Origin of the sequence: Paraburkholderia sp. Ac-20342 (genome assembly GCF_017104985.1) — a bacterium.
In the GTDB taxonomy this organism is placed as follows: domain Bacteria; phylum Pseudomonadota; class Gammaproteobacteria; order Burkholderiales; family Burkholderiaceae; genus Paraburkholderia.
Genome location: NZ_JAAGPQ010000027.1, coordinates 44,882 through 66,141, shown reverse-complemented (window position 1 = coordinate 66,141; position 21,260 = coordinate 44,882). Strand labels below are relative to the sequence as shown.

The window sequence follows — 21,260 nt, the reverse complement described above, 5'->3', positions numbered from 1 at the left end:
TTCGCGCGGTGATGCACCGGAAAATACCGGGAAATGTCGACTACAGCCGCAGCAGGCGCTGCGCAGACCTTAGATCTTGCCGATCAGATCGAGCGACGGGGTCAGCGTTTCTGCGCCCGGCGTCCACTTGGCGGGGCAAACTTCACCCGGGTGAGCCGCGATGTACTGGGCAGCCTGAACCTTGCGCAGCAGCTCGCCGGCGTCACGGCCGATGCCGTTGTCGTGGACTTCGCACAGCTTGATCTCGCCTTCCGGGTTGACCACGAACGTGCCGCGCAGTGCGAGGCCTTCTTCTTCGATCAGCACGTCGAAGTTGCGCGAGATGGCGAGCGTCGGGTCGGCCAGCATCGGGTACTTGATCTTCTGGATCGTGTCCGACGTGTCGTGCCATGCCTTGTGCGTGAAATGCGTATCGGTCGACACGCTGTAGATTTCCACGCCGAGCTTCTTGAAATCTTCGTAACGATCGGCCAGGTCACCGAGTTCGGTCGGGCAGACGAACGTGAAGTCGGCCGGGTAGAACACGAAAACCGACCACTTGCCCTTCAGGCTTTCTTCAGTGACGGTCGTGAAATCGCCATTGTGGTAAGCCTGTGCCTTGAACGGTTTGACTTGACTGTTGATGATCGGCATTTGCTGAGTCCTCTTTCTGAGTGGGTGGAAAGTGGAGTCAGTATGCCAAACCGAGCCCGATAGGTAAAGCGGATTGTTTAAATGATATTGATAGTCTGACACTATTTATTTTGCCGGTGCCGACTATCGGTTCGCTTTGGGGGCCTGCGGCCAGGCCGCTTCAATCCTTCAGAAGCCGCCACAGCGTGGTCCGGCCGATCCCCAGTGCGCGGCTCGCGGCCGCGCGATTGCCGCCGGAGCGTTCGAGCGCGAGCAGCACTTCCTCGCGGGTCGGCATCGCGCGCGGGGCCGTGGCGTCCGCGGCGACGCCAGCGCTTGTCTGCTGCGCTTCGGACGCCGTTGCCGGCCCAAGCCGCCCGAATTCGGGAAACACCGCCTGCCAGTCCGCCGAGGCGTCGTCCGGCGCGCTGTTGCCAGCCATCGAACCGATATAGATCGCGGCGCGCACGAGCAGGTTTTCGAGCTCGCGGACGTTGCCCGGCCACGCGTAATTCGCAAAAAGCGGCGCGAGAAACGCCAGCACCCGTTCGAGCGACGCCGCCGGCAAGCCGTACTGCAGCGCGTTGCGGCCCAGCAGATGCCGCGCCAGCAAGGCAATGTCGGCGCGCCGTTCACGCAATGGTGGCAATTTTATCTGAAGCAGGTTTAATCGAAAATACAGATCCGCGCGAAACGCACCCTGCTCGACGAGCGCATGCAGGTCGCGGTGCGTCGCCGCGATCACGCGCACGTCGACCGGCGTGGCGCGGCTCGCACCGAGCTTCATCACCTCGCGCTCCTGCAGCACGCGCAGCAGCCGGCTTTGCAGCGCGGCCGGCATTTCGCCGATTTCATCGAGAAAAATCGTGCCGGTATGCGCGATTTCGAAGAGCCCCGGCTTGCCGCCGCGCCGCGCGCCCGTGAACGCGCCTTCCTCGTGGCCGAACAGTTCGCTTTCGATCAGCCCCTCGGGCAGCGCCGCGCAGTTGAACGCGACGAACGGATTGCCGCGCCGCGGGCTCGCGTTGTGGATGCCCTGCGCGACCAACTCCTTGCCGGTGCCGCTTTCGCCGCTCAGCAGCACGGTCGCGTCGTGCGCGGCGCCGGCCAGCGCGAGCCGGCGCACGCGTTCGAGCGCCGCCGACGCGCCGATCAGATCGTCGAGCCGATGCCGCGCGACCAGTTGCTTCGGCCGCTGGTTCGTGCGCAGCGAGCGGTCGATCCGCTGCGCGACGAGCGCGTCCTGCGCGGTCACGACGAAACCGGCGCGCGTGCCCTGCTCGACGATCGGCACGCAATTGACGATCAGCGCGCGCCCGCCTATCTGCTCGATGCGCTCGTCGACCGGCCGGTCGTGGCCGAGGGTTTCGCGCAGCAGCGGCGCGAGCGTGCGTGTGACCTGCGATGACAGGTCGCCGGCGTCCTGCGGAATCGGTTTCCCGGCGCCTGCGAGAGGCGCTTCTTTCGCCGTGTCGAGCCTGAGCCCGAGCAGTTCGAGCATGGCCGGGTTGACGGCTTCGAGCTGACCGGCCTCATCGAACGCGGCGACGCCGTCGCGCAGATGCGCGACGATCGTATTCAGCCGCACGCGCTTCGCCTCCTTCTGCCGGCTCACGCGCGCCAGTTCGACCGACTGCTCGAAGGCTTCCTCGACCGCCGCGAGCGAGTACAGGAAAACGCTCTCCATGCCGGCCTGCTGCGCCAGATCGCAGGCCATGCCGGCCCCGATGACGACGCCGCAGCCCTCGGCGGCCAGCTGTTCGACCACGAGCCGGACCTCGTCGAGCGACCGATAGGCGCGCTGCCGCAAATCGGCATTGAGCAGCGGGCTCAGATCGGCGAGTTCGTGCGCGATCGCCGCGTGCAGCACGAGCCCGATGCGCGCGCCGGGCCACGTGGCCGTGGCGCGCGTGATCGCGCTCAGCACGTCGAAGCCGTTCACCTTGACCATCACGACCGGCACGCTGAGGTTCTCGCGCAGATACGCGCCGTTCGAGCCGGCGGACAGCACGACGTCGACCGCGCCCGCATCCACGTAGGCTTGCAGCGCCGCGACGGCCGCACCGTAGCCCTCGCGCACCGTGAAGAATTTCGCGCGTCCGGCGTAGCGCGGCTCGACCGCCTCGCACAGCGATTGCAGCCGGCTGATGCTGACGAGCGCGACGCCGGGACGGCTGGAATCGGCGTTCGAATTGAGGGGTGGGATCGGGTTGGCGAGAAACGGGCTGAAGGTGGACACCGTGGGGCTCCTGGTTGAAGCAGTGTCGATGAAACGTTTCTGGAACGTTTTACTTATTCTGCCATGAACACCCCATGAACACCTTTTACCGGCTTATGTCACGCCAACCCTTGATCCGCCGGTTTGCCCCCGAAACACCAGTCAATGGCATGCTTCCTGCACAATGCTGCGTACGTTCCACCCACGCTTTTCTTCCGGAGACATAGCACCATGACGACAGCCGCCACCCGCCGCGCCGCGTTCCGCGCCAAGGTCAATCAACGCCAGGGCCAGCTCGTGCCTGGCGCGTTCAACGCGATGAGCGCACGCGTGATCGAGGACGCCGGTTTCGAAGCGATCTACGTCACCGGCGCGGGCGTCACCAATATGTCGCTGGGCCTGCCCGACCTCGGCTTTATCGGCCTTGCCGAAGTCGCCGAGCACACGGCACGCATTCGCGACGCGGTTGCGCTGCCGCTGCTCGTCGACGCCGACACCGGCTTCGGCAACGCGTTGAACGTGCGGCAGACCGTGCGCGTGCTCGAGCGCAGCGGCGCCGACGTGATCCAGTTCGAGGACCAGGTGATGCCGAAGAAATGCGGCCACTTCTCGGGCAAGGAAGTGGTCGCCACGAGCGAGATGGTCGGCAAGCTCCGCGCGGCCGTCGATGCGCGCGAGGACGCCAACCTGCAGATCATGGCGCGTACCGACGCGGCCGCGGTGCATGGCATCGAGGACGCGATCGAGCGTGGCCATCGCTTCATCGAGGCGGGCGCCGACATTCTCTTTATCGAGGCAACCGAGTCGCTCGCCGACATCGAACGTCTGCCGTCGCTGTTCGAGACGCCGCAACTCATCAACATCGTGATCGGCGGCAAGACGCCGGTGCAGTCGCGCGAAACGCTCGCGAAGCTCGGCTACGGCATCGTGCTGTACGCGAACGCGGCGCTGCAAGGCGCGCTGGTCGGCATGCAGCGCGCGCTCGGCACGCTCCGGAGCAACGGCCGCCTCGACGAAGACGCGACGATCGTTGCGCCGTTCAGCGAGCGTCAGCGGCTGGTTAATAAGCCGTTGTATGACCGGCTCGATAAGGAGTATGCGGCGAAGGAGTAAGGAGACGGCGGCCACTCATGGAAGCGCAGGCCGGCTACGTATTCTCGTGACCAGGCCTGCCGTTATCCGATCACGCCAGGATGGCGCAGGTACAGGCCTATTTGATGGTCGAATGCATCCATCGTCCCGAGATATTCCTTCTTGCAATACGATGCGATCTCTGCCCTGCTCTTTCCGCTGAAGTATGCGCTCGCGGGTTGAGCCTTCTTATAGTCGAATGCCGATCCGTAAATCGATGTAGACGCATATGCCGTCTGTGCTACCAGGCAAAGCAGCCCAAATAATCTAATGACGTGCATCATAGGCTCTCCTTTGTACGGATAGGTTCTCGAAGTGCTTGCCCATCGTCGGTTACGGAACGTGCGATGCGTCCCGCGAGATCGACCCCGTCCCGCGTGATCCAGGCGTATCAACGTTAGCCAGATTTCTCCCCTAATACAGTCAGACAGCTCTTAAACCCGCGTGCGGATCGCGCAAAACACATAAACCGCTTCAAAAACCAGGCCCCCGACAAAAACCGCTAACACAAAACCATCCACTACGCCCCCGCACCCCAACCCCCTGCACACCGCAACAATATGGCGCCATTTATTGCGTTACGATTCAGGGCTGGCGACCGGGCAAGCCCAAAGGCGGACCGACGTCTTCGCCAGGCCACCGCCACTCAGCCACCGTTCCGCGGCCGGTTTCGAATTTCTCGCCGATCCGCTCCCACGAACGCCGGCAAAACGCAATCGAAAGGCAATCGCAAGCACCATGAAGTCAAACTCCTCGCGCACCACGTCCCTGCTCGCCAACCGTCCTCACGCGCATGCGCTCATGCGCCCGGCAGCGGAGATCGCGCGATGAGCGGCGCCGGCACCCGCAATGCGCACGTCGGCTGGCTGCCGTATATCGTCGCGGCCACCTTCTTCATGGAGTATCTCGACACCACCGTGATCGCCACCGCGCTGCCGCAGATGGCGCGCTCGTTCGGCGTCGGCCCGAACAGCCTGAGCCTCGGCATGACCGCGTACATGCTCGCGCTCGCGATCTTCATCCCGGCGAGCGGCTGGGTCGCTGACCGCTGCGGCGCGCGCACCGTGTTCGTCAGCGCAATCGGCGTGTTTACGGTCGCCTCGGTGCTGTGCGGGCTGTCGCAGAACGTCCCCGAGTTCACGGCCGCGCGGCTGCTGCAAGGCATCGGCGGCGCGATGATGGTGCCGGTCGGCCGGCTCATCGTCGTGCGCAGTACCGAAAAGGCCCGCATGATGCAGGCGATCGCGACCATCACCTGGCCGGCCATCGCGGCGCCCGTGGTCGGGCCGCCGATCGGCGGCTTCATCACGACTTACGCGTCGTGGCGCTGGATCTTCCTGCTCAACGTGCCGTTCGGCATCGCCGCGATCACGGTCGCGCTGATGCTCGTGCCGAACCTGCGCGAAACCGCCCGCAAGCCGCTCGACGTGGTCGGCCTCGTGCTGAGCGGCATCTCGCTGACCGCGCTCCTGTACGGCGCCGAGCTCGCGAGCCAGCCCGCCACCAACGTGTGGCTCGCCTGCGCGGTCATGGCGGGCGGCCTGCTGGTCGGCGTGATCGCGTTCCAGCACGCGAAGCGCCACCCGCATCCGCTCGTCGACGTATCGACGCTGAAGGTGCCGACGTTCTCGGTGACGGTCATCACCGGGTCGTTCACGCGCATCGGCATCGGCGCGGTACCTTATCTGATGCCGCTGCTGTTCCAGCTCGGCTTCGGGCTCTCGGCGTTCCACTCGGGTCTGCTGCTGCTCGCCAGCGCGACCGGCAACCTCGGCATGAAGGCGCTGACCACGCGCATCCTGAAACGCTACGGCTTTCGCATGGTGTCGATCGTCGACGTGACGATCGCGGGCGTGTTCATCATCGCGTGCGGGCTGCTGACGCCGAACGTGCCGCTCGCGCTCGTGCTGATCGTCGTGTTCGTGTACGGCGTCGCGCGCTCGATGCAGTTCTCGACACTCGCCACCCTGGCCTACGCCGATATCGCGCAGCCGCAGATGAGCGCCGCGAGCACGCTATGGAGCGCCGCCGCGCAGATGACGCTCGGCCTCGGCATCGCGTTCGGCGCGGTGTCGCTGCGCGTCGCGGCTCACCTGAACGGCGAGACGACCGGCCACGTTTTCACGCTCGACGACTTCCGTCTCGCGTTCCTGTTCGCCGGCATGCTGACGCTGCTGTCGGTGCTCGGTTATAGAGGGCTCGCGCGCAATGCCGGCCAGAGCATCGGCGGCGGTTCGGGCAGCGGGGAGAATACGGAGAAAAACCCGGCGGAGAAGAGCCGGGCCGCGAAGGGCTGAGCGCGGTTTTATCCGCGTGATATGGCGCGGATGGATCGGCCCACGTCAGACATAAGCGCGCTCGCGCATCCACTTCGTCATGATCCATTTGTCGCCGGCCAGCACTGGCGCGCCGCCGTGCAAGGTCAGCGGATCGAGCTGGCGCCGGCCGTTCATATAGCGGAAATACACGGCGCCGCCCGCGCGCGCCGCGACCGAAATGCCCGCGCCGGGAAAGATCGTTTCGCCGCCCTCGGCGACGTCGTTCAGATAGATCACGAGCGTCGCGACGCGCTGGCCGCCGCGCGCGGTATGCACGGCGCTGCCCGGATGATCGGGCGAAAAGTAGTCGAAATGCGGACGGTATTCGCCGCTCGTGCCGTAATGCAGGACCTGCAAGCCCTCGCCGTTTTCGAGCGGCCAGTTCATCAGGCTCGCGATGCGCCGGTCGAGCGTCTCGATCAACGCGTCCTCGCCGCGCTGATACCAGACGCCTTCGCTGGTGCGATTGCGGATCACGTCCTCGCTACCGGTGACGGGATTGACCGTGGTCGAGCGTTTCAGCCGATGCCGCGAGCGCTCGATCAACGCGTCGCACTCCTCGGGCGATAGCACGTCGGCGAACACGATCAGTTGCGGCCGCTCGCAGCGCATCAGCACGCGCACGTCGCGATCGCCGGCGCGGATCAGGTTGCCGTGCGCGACCGGCGCTGCGTCGTAGAGGTAGCCGTGCGGCGCGGCGTTGGCGGCGGTGGTTTCGATGACACTCGCTTCGCTCGCGACCGACCTGCCCGCGGTTGCATTAACGGCTGCATTAAGGGCCGCATTAACGGTTACGTTAGCGGCGACCTTGGCGACGGCTGCGTCGATGATGGCGGCCTCGCTCGCAATCGCGCCGCCGATCGCTGAATCGGTGGCCGCCGCCTCGGTGGCCGCCGCCTCGGTGGCGGCACGCACGGCGGCCCTGCGCTCGCTAACCGCCTTGTGCACGGCGACGCGCGCGGCCTCGGCCGCAAAGCCGGCCTGCACCATGACGTCGATCAGCGCATCCGGCAGGCAACCGCGCGCGACATTGGTGTCCAGCCATTCTTCCCATGCGGCATCCACGACTGGCATAGCGTTCCCTGTTCGTCCCACCCGCCAAAGCGCGGGCTCGAGTGGACGATCATAGCAAGCGTGCCATGCCAAAAAAGTTCGCCGGATGGCCAGGTCTCAAGAGCGGTTTTCAGCGGTTTTCAGCGGTTTTCAGCGGTTTTCAGCGGTTTTCAGCGGTTTTCCGGCGCCTTCTGGGCGAGTCCCGGTTGGCACTGCAACGGCATTGAAGCGACATCGCTACGCCGTTTCAACGATGCAGATGCCCACGATACAGCGTGAGCCCGCGGCGCGCCTGCGCCCTGAGCATGCGCTGCACGAGCGGCGACCAGCCGAACAGCGCGCCGCGCACGCCCATCGCCTGACGCATCCACAGCCACAGGTCGAAGCGGTCGCGATGCTCGACGATGAGCCCGTCGCGGAACGCGAAGCGCGCCTCGATCCGGTTGACCACGGGCCGCCCCGTCTGGGTGAACTGATAGCTCGCGACCCATTGCGCGCGGCCGCTCGCGTCGTCGGCCTCGATCTCGCCGAAGGTCAGCGAGAAATCCTGCGCGTGTTTGACGAGCATGCGCCACATGTCGCGCACTTCCTCGCCGCGCAGCTCGCCGAAGGCGGGATCGCTGAAGACGGCGTCGTCGGCATAGCAGGCGGCCATGGTTTCGGCGTCGCGTTGCTGGAAGGCGGTGTAGAAGCGTTCGATCAGTTCGGTGTTGGGATGGCTCATTGTTTCGATGTCGTGTGTTGCGTATTGCGGGAGCGCGCGGTATCGCACTCCGGAAAAACCGCCCGCTCGGGGTGGGTGGCGGGCATGGCGCACACGATATCGGAAAATGGCGTGAACGGGGGTTTTGGCGAATGTTTTGCGGCGGCGAAGCGCCTGCTGCTGAGGGAGTCCGGGCGCGCACGAACCCGGTACAAGCCCGCCATCAACCACGTACCAACCCGGCAAAACCCAGACAAAACCTGGCAAAAACCAGCTACAAGCGCCGCTACCCCCGCGACACGGCCCCTCGTCCCCTCGCGACTTCGGCCCTGCCCGCCAGCACCCATATCCCCGCAGCCACCGACGCCGCGACGAACGCCGCCACGCCCAGCGCCGCCGCAAAACCGCCCGCGAAGCTCGCGCGCGCGGCCGCCGTCAGCATGGCCTGCAAGGCCGGCGACAACCGCGCGGTGGCCTGCGCCGCATCGCCCGCCATCACGCGCGACATGAAACCGGCGTCGAGCGCGGCCCGTACCGGAGCCGTCAGCGGCGTGGTCGCGAGGAAGCTCGCCTCGGTGCGGGCCGCGAGCACCGCGCCGAGCACGCCGACCGACATGACGATCGCCGTGAAGCGCGTCGTCGTGCTGATGCCCGACGCCATGCCGGTACGCTCCGGCGGCACGCATGCCATGATCGCCTTCTGCGTATCGCCGTTCAGCACACCCGCGCCGAGCCCCGTCACGACCATCCCGCACGCGACCCAGGCGTAGCGCTCGCCGCCGGCCGCGAGCGCGGTCAGCAGATTGCCGAGCGCGATCAGCAGCAGGCCCACGCTCAGCAGGGTCATTTGCGGAACGCGTCGGCCAAGGCGCGCGCCGAGGTAAGGCCCCGCCACCATCGCGAGCGCGAACGGCAGCATGCCGACACCGGCGGCGATCGCCGGCAGACCGAACGCGTTTTGCAGATACAGCGGCAGGAACGTCATCATCACCTGCGCGCAGGCGGCATAGCCGAACATCGCGAGCACCGCCGCGACGAAGCGCGGTTGCCGGAACAGGGCAAGATCGACCATCGCGTGAACGCGGACGCGCTGCAATTGCACGAACGCGCCGCCAAGCAGCACGCACGCCGCGAGCCGCGCACCGGTGGCCCAGCTCGCGAGGCCATGCGACGGCACTTCGATCAGCGCCCAGATGCCGGATGCGAGCGCGAGCCCGAACAGCAGGCTGCCGGCCGCGTCGAGCGAACCTGGCGACGGGTTGCGCGATTCGCGCAGCTCGCGCGCCGCGCACCAGCCGAGCACGGCGCACACCGGCAGATTGAGCAGAAAGATCCAGCGCCAGCCGAGCCATTGCGTAATCACGCCGCCGACCAGCGGCGCGACCGTCGTCGCGACGCCCATGCAGGTGCCCCACACGGCCCACGCGCGCACCCGGGCGACGGGGTCGTGAAAGGTGTTGGCGATCACCGCGAGCGCCGCGGTCAGCAGCATCGCGGCGCCCACGCCCTTGAGCGCGCGCGCGAGGTTCAGCACCAGCGCCGAGGGCGCGAGGCCGCAGCCGAGCGAGGCCAGCAGGAACACCGCGAGACCGGTCAGCAGCATGCGCTTGCGGCCGACCCGGTCGGCGAGCGCGCCCGCCGGCAGCAGACACGACGCGAACGCGACCATGTACGCGCTGACGACCCATTCGACGTCGGCGAAACTCGCGTGGAACGAGCGCGCAATCGACGGCAGCGAGACGGCGACGACATTGGTGTCGAGCACGATCAACGCGCAGGTGGCCGAAGCGATGGCGAGCACGAAGCCGGGACGGGCGGGAGGTTCCTGCGCGGACGATGCGCGACGGCCGGGGATCAGTGACATACAGGCGGATTCGGAACGGATTAAGGGCGGATCAGGAGCGGATAGCGATTGGACGAAAGGTTTTCAAAGCGCGCTAGCGGCCGGATACAAGGCAGATGCGCAAAGCAGGCCAAAAGCGGATACGAAGCGGGCACGAAGCGAAAGTCACGCTATCGTAGCGAAGTCATTATTGTCTGTCATTGACATAGAATCGAAGAATAATTGTCCCTAAAAGCAATACTGAAAAACCATGCGGCAACTTGAATTGCGCCATATCCGCGCTTTCGTTTGCGTCGCGCGGCAACTGCACTTCGCGCGCGCCGCCGACGAACTCGGCATCGCCGCGCCGTCGCTGACGCGGCTGATCCAGGAAGCCGAGCGGCTCGTCGGCGTGCGGCTCTTTTACCGCACCAAGCGCTCGGTCGCGCTGAGCGCGGCGGGCAGCGCCTATCTCGCCGAAGCGCTCGCGGCGCTCGACCATCTCGAACGCGCCGGGCAGCGCGCGATGCTTGCCGAGCGCGGCGAACTGGGGCGCATCGAGGTCGGCTATGTGGCGTCGGCGGTGTATGTCGGCGTCCTGCAGAAGGCGGTCGGCGGATTTCGCGGCACGCATCCCGGCGTCGAGGTGGCGATCCAGGAAGTCCCGATGGACGCCGTCGCCGGCATGCTCGGCGACGGTCTGCTCGACGCCGCCTACATCCGCCCGCCGATGCCGCTCGCGAACGGCATTCAGGCCGTGACCGTGCATCGCGATCGCTTCGTGCTGGCGCTGCCGGCCAGTTCTCCGCTTGCGACGTCGGCGAGCCTGCGGCCCGCGCAGTTACGCGACCAGTGCTTCGCGCTGCCCGAACAGGAATCGGGCACCTTCGAAGTCGCGCGGCGCGGCCGCTTTTCGCCGCGTCTCGGCCCCCGCCCCGGCACGCTCGCGGCCGTACTCGCCTGCGTGTCGCTCGGCGGCAACGTGGCGGTCGTGCCGCATACACTCGCCGATTGCATCGCGCTGCCCGGCGTCGCGTATCGCGACATCGCCGGTCAGCCGATTGCCTCGGAAATCGCGCTCGCGTTCCGCCAGTACGAGCGGGCACCGGCCGTGAAGGCGTTTCTGCGCTTCGCGCGCGGCGTCAAAAACCTGGGCTGACGCGCACCGCTGCTCCGCATGGAGACTCGCGTCGATCGTGTCTGCGAGCAAAAGCGCACGACCGTCAGCGTCCGCCGCAACACATACGGCCGCTTTCGTTATATCCTGACGGATATTACGCTAGGCTTTGCCGCAACCACGGCGAGGCGCAACGAATCAGCAGGAGCCCTCAGCGGTGCGCAGTCGATCCACTTTGCCGGCCCCCGGGTCGCGCGTTCAATCCGGGCACGGCCAGCGTGTGGCGCACGAGATATCGTCGGCCATCGTCGCGGTGAAGTCCGCGTCCGGGCGCGGACGGGCCGAAACGATCCGCGACGTCGTCGACGCCTACCGGCGCCTGTACGGCAGCGTGCAGCGCTTCGTCGCGATGCTCGGCGGCGACCCGTCGAGCATCGCGACAATCGGCGCATCGGGCTCGCATGCGCTGAACCCGTTGCTGTCGCTCCTCGCCGGGCGGGCGCGCGCGAACGCCTTCGCGCGTCTGCGCGAACTGAAAGCGACGATCGAGGAAGCGCGTCTCGCCGAGCATCTGCGCGATGCGATTTTCTCCGACGCGCTCAGCAACGATCTGCCCGCGTTGCGCCAGGCGGTGGCCGAACTCGAACGGCTCGACGCCGCGATGGTCGGCCTCTGCGTCGGGCACGTGCTCGAACAGCATGCGCGACCGGCCGGCGAAGCGATTCGTCCCGTGCTGCGCTCCGCGGCCCAGCGCGAACGCGCCGCGGTGCGCCGCTCGCAAAGCGCGAGAACCGCGACCGTGGCAGCGGCAGTGGCCGCCGAAGCGCCGCATGAACACGCCGGAGCAACGCTGGTTCACCCCGCCGACTGACCCGCCGACTCATACCCCGATGCACGAACGCCGCCCATGAACGCTTTTTTTCGCCCCTCGTTATATCGACGCGAATACATCGCAGGCGACGCCCTGCGCGCCATTCGCACGATAAACGCGGGCGCAAGCACGCGGCCCGACTGACACGAACCGGATTCGAGACCTTCATGCACACGCCCCCGTTTCCCCTTGCCCAGCCTTCGCGTCTGAAACTGTCCGGCGACGAACTCGCGAGCACCGGCATTCGCACAATCGACGCATGCTGCGCGCCGTCGCAGGCCATGCCGCCCGCCGTCAAGCGCCGTGCGCGCCTGTCCGAACTCGACAGCCATCTGCACTGCTCGATCATCGGCACCTGCCTCGGCACGCACGAATTGCGCAAGCTGGTGCCGAAATTCACGAACCTCGACCGTCACGACGCGAGCGACCTCGACATCCATCACACGGCGGTCGAACTCGCGATCGAAGGCGGCGCGGGCGCGAAAGCGCTGCACAAGCTGCTCGACGAACGCTACGCGGGTGCGGTGCGCCGCTTCGAAAAGGCCGCCGACGACTTCGAACTCCTGAAGCTCTGGGACGAAGCGCTGAAAAACGGCGATATCCCGCCCGCCTACTGGGCGCTGATGACGCATCCGCTCACGACGATGCCCGTGCGCCAGAAAGCATTCGGCGACCTGCACATGCTCTCGCATCTGGTCGGCGCGGCCAATCGCGCCGATATCCGGCGGCTCGTCGCCCTGGAAGCGGAAAACGTCGCGTTGAAGGAGAAGATCGAGCGGCAACAGAACCGTCTGCAGGAACTCAGTGTCGAGCGGGATAAATCGGTCGCCGCGCTCGACGGGCAGATCGCGCAACTTCAGGCGGCACGCCAGTTGCCCGCCGATGCCGCCGGCCTCGAAGCCGAGCTGGCCTATCTGCGCGAACGGCTCGCCGATGCCGAGCAACGCATTGCGCTACAGACGAGCCGCCGCGAAGCGGCCGAGCAGCGCATGCAGCAGGAACAGGAAGCCGCGCTCGCGCTCCGCCGCAGCCGCGACCAGGCACTCGCGCAGTTGAAGCTCGTGCAAAGCGAATGCGACGCGCTCGAACGCGCCACCGTCGATGCCGCCGAAGCCACGCACGCCACGGCCACGCCCGCTGCCGGCGGCGCGGGCGCGCGCCGTGCGAGCCTCGACGGCGTGCAGGGCAAGCGGATCGTCTACGTGGGTGGCCGGCCCGGCTCGAACGCCGCGCTCAAACGGCTCGTCGATGCGGCCGGCGGCGAACTGGTGCTGCACGACGGCGGGGTCGAGGATCGCAAGGGCTTGCTGGCCGCCGCGTTGCCGGGCGCCGATATCGTCGTGTTTCCGGTGGACTGTGTCGACCACGATTCGATGAACACGCTCAAGCGGGTCTGCGAACGTCACGGAATCGACTATCACCCGTTGCGCACGGCGAGCGTCGCGAGCTTCGTCGAATTGATGGCGCGGCTGCATCCCGAACATCTCGCGCAACTTCGCCAGGTGCCGCCTTCGTCGTTCTGTCTGCGGCATGGTTGAGCGCCGCACCTGAGGCGGCATGGCGCGATATATCGAGGCTAACCCAGCGGCATAACCCGGCGCGGCATGCGAGCGCGCCGCTCAGGAGCGGATCAGCTTCACCAGTTCGCCGATCTGCTTCGAGCAACTACGGCGCGCCTCCTCTTCGACCTCGCGATACAGCCGGATGATGGTTTCGCCGACCGGCGTCAGCGTGCAGCCCCCGCCGCTTTGCCCGCCCTGCTCCGAATGCGTGGCCGGTGACTTCAGCGAGCGGTTCAGCTCGTCGATCAGCAGCCACGCGCGCCGGTACGACATGTCGAGACTGCGCGCCGCCGCCGAGATCGAGCCATATTCGCGCACCGCTTCGAGCAGATCGACCTTGCCCGGTCCGAGCGCGACCGACTCGCCATGACGGATGCGCATTCTGAAGCGCACTTCGGGACGCACCTTCGCGGATTTCGTCGCCGGAGCGGATTGGGGTTTCGCGGATTTCGCGGTCTTAGCGGTGTCGGCCATGCGCGCAAGCATACACGAAGCGCCCCGCGCCGCCACTTGACCGTGGGCCTCAGCGGGGTGTCAGCGGCGTGTCAATGAGGTATCAGCGGCGCGGTGGGAAACAATACCCGTAGTCCTCGCAGCCGGGGCAACCCGGCGCCGGTCCCGGTTGCAACCCCAGCGAAAGCGCGCATTGCGCGGCGAGGAATTTCTTCCAGCGCAGGTTCTCGACGTTCAACGCGACGAGTGACGGGAAATAGCGTGTGAGCATCCACGTGACTTCGTCGCGGCCGGCAAGGCCAAGGTCGCGCCACAAATGATCGGGACGCAGGCACGCGTGCGCGATGATCGTGGCGAGGCAGCGCGCGTCGTCTGCATGGACCGTGCCGCTGGCATGGGCAAGCAGCAGCGCGTGGAGCGCGCGAATGAAGCGCGCGCGTTCTTCGAGGCTGAGCGGCAGCGATTGCGGTAACGCGGATTTCGTCGCGCGGCCAAAATGCCGCGCGAGCAATGCGCGCCATTCGGGCAGCGGCAAACCGAGCAACGCGAGTTCGTTGCGTGCGTCGCGCTCTGCGATCAGTTTGGCGAAGAGCCGCGTGTCGGGATGGTCCGCGCGCGTGGCCTCGTTCAACCAGCCACGCATACACTCTGCGACTCGCGCATCGGCCGGCCATTGCAGCACGTCGCCGCCGTTCGCCGCGGCGCCCGTCATTCGTGCAAACGGATCATCTGGCCGCATCATGGCCCCGCCATGATCGATGACGAACCCACATCACCGAAGAAGTCCACGCGCATCTCACACCTCATCCTCATGCGCTCGGCTTCTGATCTCGGCCAGCGACACGTCGCTCAACAGGCGCCCCGAATCGAACACCGTCACGAGCGCCTCGTCCCATTCGTCGGCAACGGTGCGTTCATCCCACGCGAGCGGTAGCGTCACCGTGCGGTACTCGCCGGTGACGCGATGGCGCAGCAGCGTAAGCCGCCCTTTCATCGAGCGCTTGCCGTGATCGGTGACCGGGTCCTTCGACACGTCGTGCCATGTGTCGCCGAGGCGGATCGCCGAGCACTTCATCGCGAAGCACTGCGTGTCGCGATTGATCTGCTGCAACAGCGCGCCGCCCATGCCGAACACGATGTTGTCGGTGGCGAAACCGGCCTCGTCCATCGCGACGAGAATCGCCTCGATCGAATCGGGGTTCACGCCGTCGCCCTGAATCACGCGCACGTTGTTGAGCACGCGCCGTCCCTTGCTGTTCGTCACGGCGCCGAACGACGCTTCGAGCAGGCGCAGCGTCTCCAATACGATCGTGCGCGGATCGCCCGAGTCGGGCCGGATCACGAGCGTGCCGCCGGAATCGAGCACGGCCTGTTTGAGCTCCGTGCCCCATGCGTCGAGCGCGGCGAACAGATCGTACGAATCGGACACCACCGACACGATCGCGCCCTGCTTGCCGAAGCGCGCGATCATGTTGCGGTACGCGTCGATCTCGCGCTCGCGGCCCCATGACGTGATCGTGCTGTGCTCGGCCGCCGGCACCGAGAACGCGGCCATGCTTTCGTTGTAGTAATGATTCGCGGCAAGCACGCCGAGCACGGTATCCGAGCCCATGAAGCTGACGAGATGCGCCGCTCCGCCAATCGCCGCCGACTCCGCGCTCGACACGCCGCGTGCGCCGAAATCGTGCAGCTTGAACGGCAGTTGCGCGAGGTCGTCGCTGCTCCTGCACAGATACGCCCGAATCGTTTTGCGCAGATGCCAGCTTTGCGTCGCGACCGTGACCGGATACCAGACGCGCAGCAGCATCGTCTCCAGATACGAGGCGAGCCAGAACACCTGCGGGTCGTCGCATTCGACCGTCATCAGCACGTTGTGCGTCGGCACGACCGAGCCTTCGGGCACCGCGCGAATCCGCACCGGCAGATAGCCGCCGTATTGTTCGACCACGTAACGCCAGCCCGCTTCGTTGAACGGCTCGCCATGCGCGCTGAAGAACCCGCGCGCCTGCTCGATCATCGCCGTGGTGATGGGTCGGCACAGGTATTCCTTGAGCAGCATCTGCAGGCCGAAGAACAGCGTGCGCTCATAGCGCCCGCCGCGCGATTCGACGTACGAGAACATTGCCGAGGCATCGGGCGGATATTGCAGGTAGTGCGATGCCTTATACGAATCCGTGTTCAGAATCGGATTGGCCAGGATCGACGCGAAGTCGGAACGACCCTGCGCGTCGGGTGTGGACTGTGCTGCGCTCACGTGAATGTCTCGCTGGAGTGGCTGGACGGCGGGGCCGTCTCATCGTCGGCGCCCCCCTATACCGTCGCAATATACCGGGAATCGCCGGTCTGTTTGACCTTACTCCGATATGCACGCGAGCGCCCGGGCGTGCGCGGCCTCAAACGCCGGGCTTCAGTTGCGGCAGCACCTCGGGCCAGGCCGCGAGCAGACGGCCGGGCACGCTGCGGTGGCGCTCGGCGCCGGCCGGCCACAGCATGTTCGCGAGCAGGCCGAGGCCCTGCGCGAGCGTGCTGTCGCGCGCGGCAATGACGACCGGCACACCGCGGCTCAACGCGTCGTTGACGTGCCGGTCGTCGCGCGGCAACTGATGCGCGACCTTCGCGCCGAGCGTGCGCTCGAGCATCGGCAGATTGATCCGTGCGCTCTTCTCGTATTGATTGACGACGACACGCACCTTGCTCGCCGGGTGTCCGAGTTCGCGAAAAATATCGAGCATGCGGCGCGCACCGTGCAGGTGCAGCGGATGTTGCCGCACGACCATGCAGATCGCGTCGCTATGCGCGAGCGCGCGGATCGTCAGCGGATTGAGGCTCTGGCCGATGTCGATCAGCACCGCGTCGTAGCGCTCGCGCACCCATGCGAGCACGCGCTCGAGCTGCGCCGGCAGGAGTTCGGCGGCCTTCAGCGGATCGCCCGCGCCGGCCAGCAGATCGAGATTCGGGCGCACGTGCATCGCGCAGGCATCGAACAGCCCCGCGTCGAGCGGCTCGTCGCGCGCGCACAGATCGGCCAGCGTCATCGGCGGCGGCCGGTCGGCCAGCAGCAGGCTGGCGTCGGCGAATTGCTGGCTCAGGTCGATCAGCAGCACGCGGCGGTTGCGCTGCGCCGCGAGCGCGCAGGCGAGATTGACGGCGACCAGCGTCGTGCCGCTGCCGCCCTTGCTCGAGGCGAGCGACACGATACGCGCGCCGCGCTGCTCGCAGCCGCCCTTCGCCGCGTCGATCCGCGCGAGCGCGTCGCCGACGGCCTCGGGTTCGAGCGGCCACGACAGCACGTGACTCACGCCGACGCGCATCGCCGCGCCGAGCAACGCGATCGACGGCGCAGGCGTCACGAGCATGCAATGCAGCGTGGGCGCGCAGGCCAGCGTTTCCTCGATGCCGTCCAGCCCGTGCGCGTCCAGATTGGCGTCGTCGACGATCAGCAGGTCGGCGTTACGGATCAGATGCGCATGCATGCGCAGTTGCCGGACCGAACCGTAGGCGGTACGCAGGCGGTAACGCACACCGCTGTCGTCGAGCCGCTCGACGACGCGCTGCGCGTTTTCGGTGCTGGCGGCAATCAGGAAAATCTCGATCATGGCGTGTCTGCGGCGCCGCGAGGGCGTTATCCGGCAGCTCTTTCTTGTACTCTTGTACGGAAGGGGTGACCTGCTTTGTCGATCGGCGTCGCGCTACGAGCCGCCTTCGTCGTCATCCTCCGATGGCCGCCGCACGTCCCGTTCGGCTTGCCGCCCGCATGCCGGCGGCATTTCATACAGGGCGTCGCGCAGCAGGTCGCGCCGGATCTCGGCCTGCGCCTTGCGCCTGAGTGCATCGGCGACCACCAGCGTCAGCAGATCGACCGACGACACGCGCGCCTCGGCAAAGAAGCGCGCCCGCGACGCCACCACATGGCGCCGCCAGACCAGTCCGCGAGCCCTCGAAACACCGGCCGCGCGGACGGCGGCCGGCTTGCGAATCAGTTGTTCCATGACATCCCCCGATATCGGACAGGACTGCGCCATGCGGCACAGTCCGGCGCTCGTCCGGGCCGCCGTGCCCGTGTCGAACCACGGACACGGCACCCAGTTCACCTCGTACCTCCGTCTCTCTACGGAGACTGTGGCCTCTCTCCCCGCTTCATCGCGCCGGCCAGGTCCTGATCCGGCGCTGCCCCTTCCGTTCGATCGGCGCGTCGCTCGCAAACGTTGCAATCGCATCACCTGTCGTTATCGTCGTCCTTTTCGTGTCGGCCTGACCAAAAGCCGAAAAGGAAAACGGTGAGTCCGATACCTGTCGTCGCCCGATTCTGAATGACCGATTTCAAAAATCTTTCACTCATCTTTTTTATCCGACGCTTGCTTTTTTATTCGGCCCCGCCGCGCTACCGCAAACAGATATTGGCTTCCCCGGCCATGTCCGCGAGTAACCTGTTTTTGCCGCCATTTTTTTAAATCCGGCTTTCCCCGTGCCATTGAAGCGGCGGCAAAAACTTTTTTTGTGCGGGCGTCCTGTTGCAATGGCCATGCCAACACCCGTTCCAAGCACCGCCGCCGCCGTCAAAGCCTTGTACGATCGTCGGCATTCGCGATCCGACGCGGCGCTTTTGCCGCCCCGCCTTCGGTCCGCGCACTCCGCATAGCGCGCATTGATTCGTTCATGACACGCCATAAAGCAGCCTCGTGATCCGATCGCGCTCCGCGTGGCGCGATTTACCGGCTCGCGCCCCCGGCCATGGGCAACGCGGGTCCGGCCGCGCGGGGCTTGCGCGGCGCGGCCGGTCAAAGATACCGCTCGCGGCGCAACGGCAAACCGGCCCGCCGGAGCCTGCCCAATCTGTCGCAAGCTTGAAACACGCGCGCATGCCTGTCGCGAACCGGTGACTTCGCTAAATGCTTAGAAGTTTGTCATCTAATGTTAGATGCCACTCATAAGTGGGCTTGACCGTTTATTCTTTAGCCGCTCAAGTCAGTCCGATAACGTGCAAATCCTTTCTTTATCCATGCATGTTCGTATGGCGCTCCTGGTCGCTTTCGCTTATCGTTAAGGGGCTATGTGCCAATCAGAGCGCCGATATCAGGTCAACGAGGCAAACAAATCAGGCAGTGAGCGAGACAATCGGTTCTAGTGGTTTTCACGATTCGGGGATAAAGTCGCCGGGCAGTTTCAGCAATGAACGCTATTTGCGGCGCCATTGCCTGATTCATCCCGCATCGAGTGCGTGGCGGTTCGCACCACGCCGCTCCCGTTTCCGCGATCCGCCGCTGCCGTCTGTGCGTCGCTACCGGCTTGTCTCTGACCGTTACGCGTTGAGGGCGGCTCCGGAACCGTGCAACCGGAGCGGCCTGCAGAAGGCACAGGCGGCTGGCGCGCGCACGGCCTATCTGGCCAGTACGTCGCACAGCAGTCCTGACAGCTGTATCGAACCGGGGGAATCATGACTACCACCTGCACGCCTGCCGACACGGAGCGCACCGTTCTGTGCGTGGCGAACTCGCCCGACCCTAAGCTCGTCGAATTTCTGGCCGCGTCCGGCTGGCAAGCCGTGCATGCGAAAAGCACAGCCGCCGCCGAACGGATGATCGAACGCAGCAACATCAAGGTCGGTCTCGTGCAACTGCCCGAAGACTGCACCTCGCAGCAACTCTCCGCACTGGCCTCGTGCATGTGCGGCATCCAGACCAACTGGGTCGCGCAGATCGTGCCGGGCCAGAGCGAGAACGAACTGGTCAGCCGCTTTATCCTCGATTACTGCTTCGACTTCGTCACGCAGCCGTGGCTCAACGACCGGCTTGTGTTCGCGCTCGGGCACGCGCACGGCCTCTCCAGCCTGCGCCAGCCGCGCATCGCGCCGGAACCCTCGCTCGGCCGGCACGGCATGGTCGGGCAAAGCGAGCCGATGCAGCAGCTTTACCGCCGCATCGACAAATGCGGCGTGACCGACGCGCCGGTGTTCATCGCGGGCGAATCGGGCACGGGCAAGGAACTGACCGCCCGTGCGATTCACGAGCGCTCGCCGCGCGCGAGCCGCCCCTTCGTCGCGATCAATTGCGCGGCGATCCCGCCGAGCCTGTTGCAGGCCGAACTGTTCGGCCATGAGCGCGGCGCGTTTACCGGCGCGCTGCAACGCAAGATCGGCCGCATCGAAAGCGCGCACGAAGGCACGCTCTTTCTCGACGAAATCGGCGACATGCCGCACGAGTGCCAGGCGGTGCTGCTGCGCTTTCTGCAGGAAGGCACGATCGAGCGGCTCGGCGGCAATGGCCCGATCAGCATCGACGTGCGCGTGATTTCGGCGACCCACGTCGATCTCGACCGCGCGGTCGAGGACGGCCGCTTCCGCTCCGACCTCTATCACCGGCTCTGCGTGCTGCGCCTCGTCGAGCCGCCGCTGCGCGAGCGCGGCGGCGACATCAAGCTGCTCGCCAACTATGCGCTCAGCATGTATCGCCAGGACGGCGCGCGCAAACTGCGCGGGCTGTCGAGCGACGCGATCGTCGCGATGTCGAACTATCCGTGGCCGGGCAACGTGCGCGAGTTGATCAACTGCGTGCGCCGCGCGGTCGTGATGAGCGAGGGCCGCTTCATCACCGCGAGCGATCTCGGCTTGCCGGAAACGCATGGCGGCCCGGCCATCACGCTCGCGGAAATCCGCAGCAAGGCCGAGAAAGACGGCATCGAACAGGCGTTGCTGCGGCACGGCTACAAGCTCTCCGATGCCGCGGCCGAACTCGGCATCTCGCGCGCGACGCTGTACCGGCTCATGCATGCGAACCGGCTGCATCAGGAGCCGGGCGGCACACGCGGCGCGCAGGGCGGCGCCGATGCCGACGACGAGGCGGAGCGGCAGGCATCGTCCGTGGCATGAGCGGGGTTTAAGCGCTTTTTTGCGCGGCGGGCCGGTCGAGGGTCATGCGGTTGAAAGCGCCTGGTGTTGTTGTCGGTGACGGCGCATGCCTGGTTGACTGCATACGCTTATCGGGTCCTGTGATCGAGTTCCGTGGCGATCGCCGCACTGAGATCGTCGCACCGTACTTGCCGCGCCGTCGCATCGCTGGAATTTTCTCCTCGGCCTGCCCCACTCCTGGGTAGCGATTCGTGCCGCGAGCCGGCATCCGCTAGTGGTCGTCCACACGCTGCTGAGCCGCCGTCACGCCCGTTTACCCGAGCGCGCCACGCCCTTTCCACCCCTCTGTTTTCCACCTGGACCGGCTCCGGGCAGGCTTCGTGCTACTTCGCCCGTAAGCCCGGGCAAGCACGCCGTCTCTGCCCGCTCCAGGCGCTCCGGGCCGTCCGGCGGACCGCCGCGCGAGGAACTTGTGCGCCCCGGCGGGTGTCGGTCCTTGGTCAGTGTCGCTGAAACACGTCCCGCATTCCGGCACAATCGTCCGCATTCGTTGCAT

Annotated in this window: 18 protein-coding genes; 6 read left to right on the top strand and 12 right to left on the bottom strand. The window is 66.2% G+C overall.

What is annotated here, in order from left to right; genetic code table 11:
* Window positions 1–69 precede the first annotated feature (69 nt).
* Together ahpC and prpR are read right to left on the bottom strand one after the other, a co-directional pair.
* Window positions 70–633 carry an alkyl hydroperoxide reductase subunit C gene (gene ahpC / locus G3N58_RS13660; RefSeq protein WP_167041731.1) on the bottom strand — a complete coding sequence of 188 codons (564 nt, stop codon included), beginning with the start codon at window positions 631–633 and terminating at the stop codon, window positions 70–72.
* Window positions 634–793: 160 nt separating this feature from the next.
* A complete protein-coding gene (gene prpR / locus G3N58_RS13655; RefSeq protein ID WP_205999397.1) occupies window positions 794–2,851 on the bottom strand; it encodes a propionate catabolism operon regulatory protein PrpR in 2,058 nt (685 codons plus the stop codon).
* Between the two features lie 210 nt (window positions 2,852–3,061).
* On the opposite strand from prpR, the gene G3N58_RS13650 reads away from it, so the two are divergent.
* Window positions 3,062–3,943 (top strand): oxaloacetate decarboxylase, encoded by an 882-nt coding sequence (locus G3N58_RS13650; RefSeq protein ID WP_205999396.1) that lies wholly within the window; start codon window positions 3,062–3,064, stop codon window positions 3,941–3,943.
* A gap of 62 nt (window positions 3,944–4,005) precedes the next feature.
* Here G3N58_RS13650 and G3N58_RS13645 read toward each other — a convergent pair whose 3' ends face one another.
* A complete protein-coding gene (locus tag G3N58_RS13645; protein WP_205299189.1) occupies window positions 4,006–4,245 on the bottom strand; it encodes a hypothetical protein in 240 nt (79 codons plus the stop codon).
* A gap of 543 nt (window positions 4,246–4,788) precedes the next feature.
* On the opposite strand from G3N58_RS13645, the gene G3N58_RS13640 reads away from it, so the two are divergent.
* On the top strand, window positions 4,789–6,258 hold the full coding sequence (locus G3N58_RS13640) for an MFS transporter (RefSeq protein ID WP_205999395.1): 1,470 nt from the start codon (window positions 4,789–4,791) through the stop codon (window positions 6,256–6,258).
* 45 nt (window positions 6,259–6,303) lie between these two features.
* Here the strand turns inward: G3N58_RS13640 and G3N58_RS13635 are convergent, their stop codons facing one another.
* From G3N58_RS13635 to G3N58_RS13625, 3 genes are all read right to left on the bottom strand, one after another.
* Complete coding sequence (locus G3N58_RS13635; protein WP_205999394.1) at window positions 6,304–7,353, bottom strand: 2OG-Fe(II) oxygenase; 1,050 nt, start codon at window positions 7,351–7,353, stop codon at window positions 6,304–6,306.
* Between the two features lie 226 nt (window positions 7,354–7,579).
* Window positions 7,580–8,056 (bottom strand): nuclear transport factor 2 family protein, encoded by a 477-nt coding sequence (locus G3N58_RS13630; RefSeq protein WP_167041720.1) that lies wholly within the window; start codon window positions 8,054–8,056, stop codon window positions 7,580–7,582.
* A gap of 265 nt (window positions 8,057–8,321) precedes the next feature.
* Window positions 8,322–9,899, bottom strand: coding sequence for an MFS transporter (locus G3N58_RS13625; protein WP_205999393.1), 1,578 nt, complete (start codon window positions 9,897–9,899; stop codon window positions 8,322–8,324).
* Window positions 9,900–10,128: 229 nt separating this feature from the next.
* Between G3N58_RS13625 and G3N58_RS13620 the strand changes: the two genes are divergently transcribed.
* The 3 genes from G3N58_RS13620 (at window position 10,129) to G3N58_RS13610 (ending at window position 13,383) form a co-directional block, all read left to right on the top strand.
* Entirely contained in the window at window positions 10,129–11,016 is an 888-nt protein-coding gene (locus G3N58_RS13620; RefSeq protein WP_205999392.1) for a LysR family transcriptional regulator, read from the top strand.
* A 238-nt stretch (window positions 11,017–11,254) separates the two neighbouring features.
* Window positions 11,255–11,845, top strand: coding sequence for a hypothetical protein (locus G3N58_RS13615; RefSeq protein ID WP_345891029.1), 591 nt, complete (start codon window positions 11,255–11,257; stop codon window positions 11,843–11,845).
* A gap of 167 nt (window positions 11,846–12,012) precedes the next feature.
* Complete coding sequence (locus G3N58_RS13610) at window positions 12,013–13,383, top strand: DUF2325 domain-containing protein (RefSeq protein ID WP_205999391.1); 1,371 nt, start codon at window positions 12,013–12,015, stop codon at window positions 13,381–13,383.
* Window positions 13,384–13,464: 81 nt separating this feature from the next.
* Here G3N58_RS13610 and G3N58_RS13605 read toward each other — a convergent pair whose 3' ends face one another.
* From G3N58_RS13605 to G3N58_RS13580, 6 genes are all read right to left on the bottom strand, one after another.
* On the bottom strand, window positions 13,465–13,881 hold the full coding sequence (locus tag G3N58_RS13605; protein ID WP_205192809.1) for a LysR family transcriptional regulator: 417 nt from the start codon (window positions 13,879–13,881) through the stop codon (window positions 13,465–13,467).
* Between the two features lie 82 nt (window positions 13,882–13,963).
* Window positions 13,964–14,503 (bottom strand): nitrogen fixation protein NifQ, encoded by a 540-nt coding sequence (locus tag G3N58_RS13600; RefSeq protein WP_205990066.1) that lies wholly within the window; start codon window positions 14,501–14,503, stop codon window positions 13,964–13,966.
* 153 nt (window positions 14,504–14,656) lie between these two features.
* Window positions 14,657–16,114 (bottom strand): nicotinate phosphoribosyltransferase, encoded by a 1,458-nt coding sequence (locus G3N58_RS13595; protein ID WP_205999390.1) that lies wholly within the window; start codon window positions 16,112–16,114, stop codon window positions 14,657–14,659.
* Between the two features lie 139 nt (window positions 16,115–16,253).
* On the bottom strand, window positions 16,254–17,456 hold the full coding sequence (locus G3N58_RS13590) for an AAA family ATPase (RefSeq protein WP_205999389.1): 1,203 nt from the start codon (window positions 17,454–17,456) through the stop codon (window positions 16,254–16,256).
* 93 nt (window positions 17,457–17,549) lie between these two features.
* Complete coding sequence (locus G3N58_RS13585) at window positions 17,550–17,849, bottom strand: hypothetical protein (RefSeq protein ID WP_240162681.1); 300 nt, start codon at window positions 17,847–17,849, stop codon at window positions 17,550–17,552.
* Between the two features lie 342 nt (window positions 17,850–18,191).
* Window positions 18,192–18,401 carry a hypothetical protein gene (locus G3N58_RS13580; RefSeq protein WP_167041697.1) on the bottom strand — a complete coding sequence of 70 codons (210 nt, stop codon included), beginning with the start codon at window positions 18,399–18,401 and terminating at the stop codon, window positions 18,192–18,194.
* An 893-nt stretch (window positions 18,402–19,294) separates the two neighbouring features.
* Between G3N58_RS13580 and G3N58_RS13575 the strand changes: the two genes are divergently transcribed.
* Window positions 19,295–20,725, top strand: coding sequence for a sigma-54 dependent transcriptional regulator (locus G3N58_RS13575; protein ID WP_205999388.1), 1,431 nt, complete (start codon window positions 19,295–19,297; stop codon window positions 20,723–20,725).
* The last annotated feature ends 535 nt before the right edge of the window (window positions 20,726–21,260 follow it).

Coding starts and splice junctions, on each gene's coding strand:
- G3N58_RS13590 (WP_205999389.1), bottom strand. CDS start 17,456: ATGATCGAGATTTTCCTGATTGCCGCCAGCACCGAAAACGCGCAGCGC.
- G3N58_RS13600 (WP_205990066.1), bottom strand. CDS start 14,503: ATGCGTGGCTGGTTGAACGAGGCCACGCGCGCGGACCATCCCGACACG.
- G3N58_RS13625 (WP_205999393.1), bottom strand. CDS start 9,899: ATGTCACTGATCCCCGGCCGTCGCGCATCGTCCGCGCAGGAACCTCCC.
- G3N58_RS13635 (WP_205999394.1), bottom strand. CDS start 7,353: ATGCCAGTCGTGGATGCCGCATGGGAAGAATGGCTGGACACCAATGTC.
- G3N58_RS13630 (WP_167041720.1), bottom strand. CDS start 8,056: ATGAGCCATCCCAACACCGAACTGATCGAACGCTTCTACACCGCCTTC.
- G3N58_RS13640 (WP_205999395.1), top strand. CDS start 4,789: ATGAGCGGCGCCGGCACCCGCAATGCGCACGTCGGCTGGCTGCCGTAT.
- ahpC (WP_167041731.1), bottom strand. CDS start 633: ATGCCGATCATCAACAGTCAAGTCAAACCGTTCAAGGCACAGGCTTAC.
- G3N58_RS13650 (WP_205999396.1), top strand. CDS start 3,062: ATGACGACAGCCGCCACCCGCCGCGCCGCGTTCCGCGCCAAGGTCAAT.
- G3N58_RS13605 (WP_205192809.1), bottom strand. CDS start 13,881: ATGGCCGACACCGCTAAGACCGCGAAATCCGCGAAACCCCAATCCGCT.
- G3N58_RS13575 (WP_205999388.1), top strand. CDS start 19,295: ATGACTACCACCTGCACGCCTGCCGACACGGAGCGCACCGTTCTGTGC.
- G3N58_RS13585 (WP_240162681.1), bottom strand. CDS start 17,849: ATGGAACAACTGATTCGCAAGCCGGCCGCCGTCCGCGCGGCCGGTGTT.
- G3N58_RS13610 (WP_205999391.1), top strand. CDS start 12,013: ATGCACACGCCCCCGTTTCCCCTTGCCCAGCCTTCGCGTCTGAAACTG.
- G3N58_RS13620 (WP_205999392.1), top strand. CDS start 10,129: ATGCGGCAACTTGAATTGCGCCATATCCGCGCTTTCGTTTGCGTCGCG.
- G3N58_RS13645 (WP_205299189.1), bottom strand. CDS start 4,245: ATGATGCACGTCATTAGATTATTTGGGCTGCTTTGCCTGGTAGCACAG.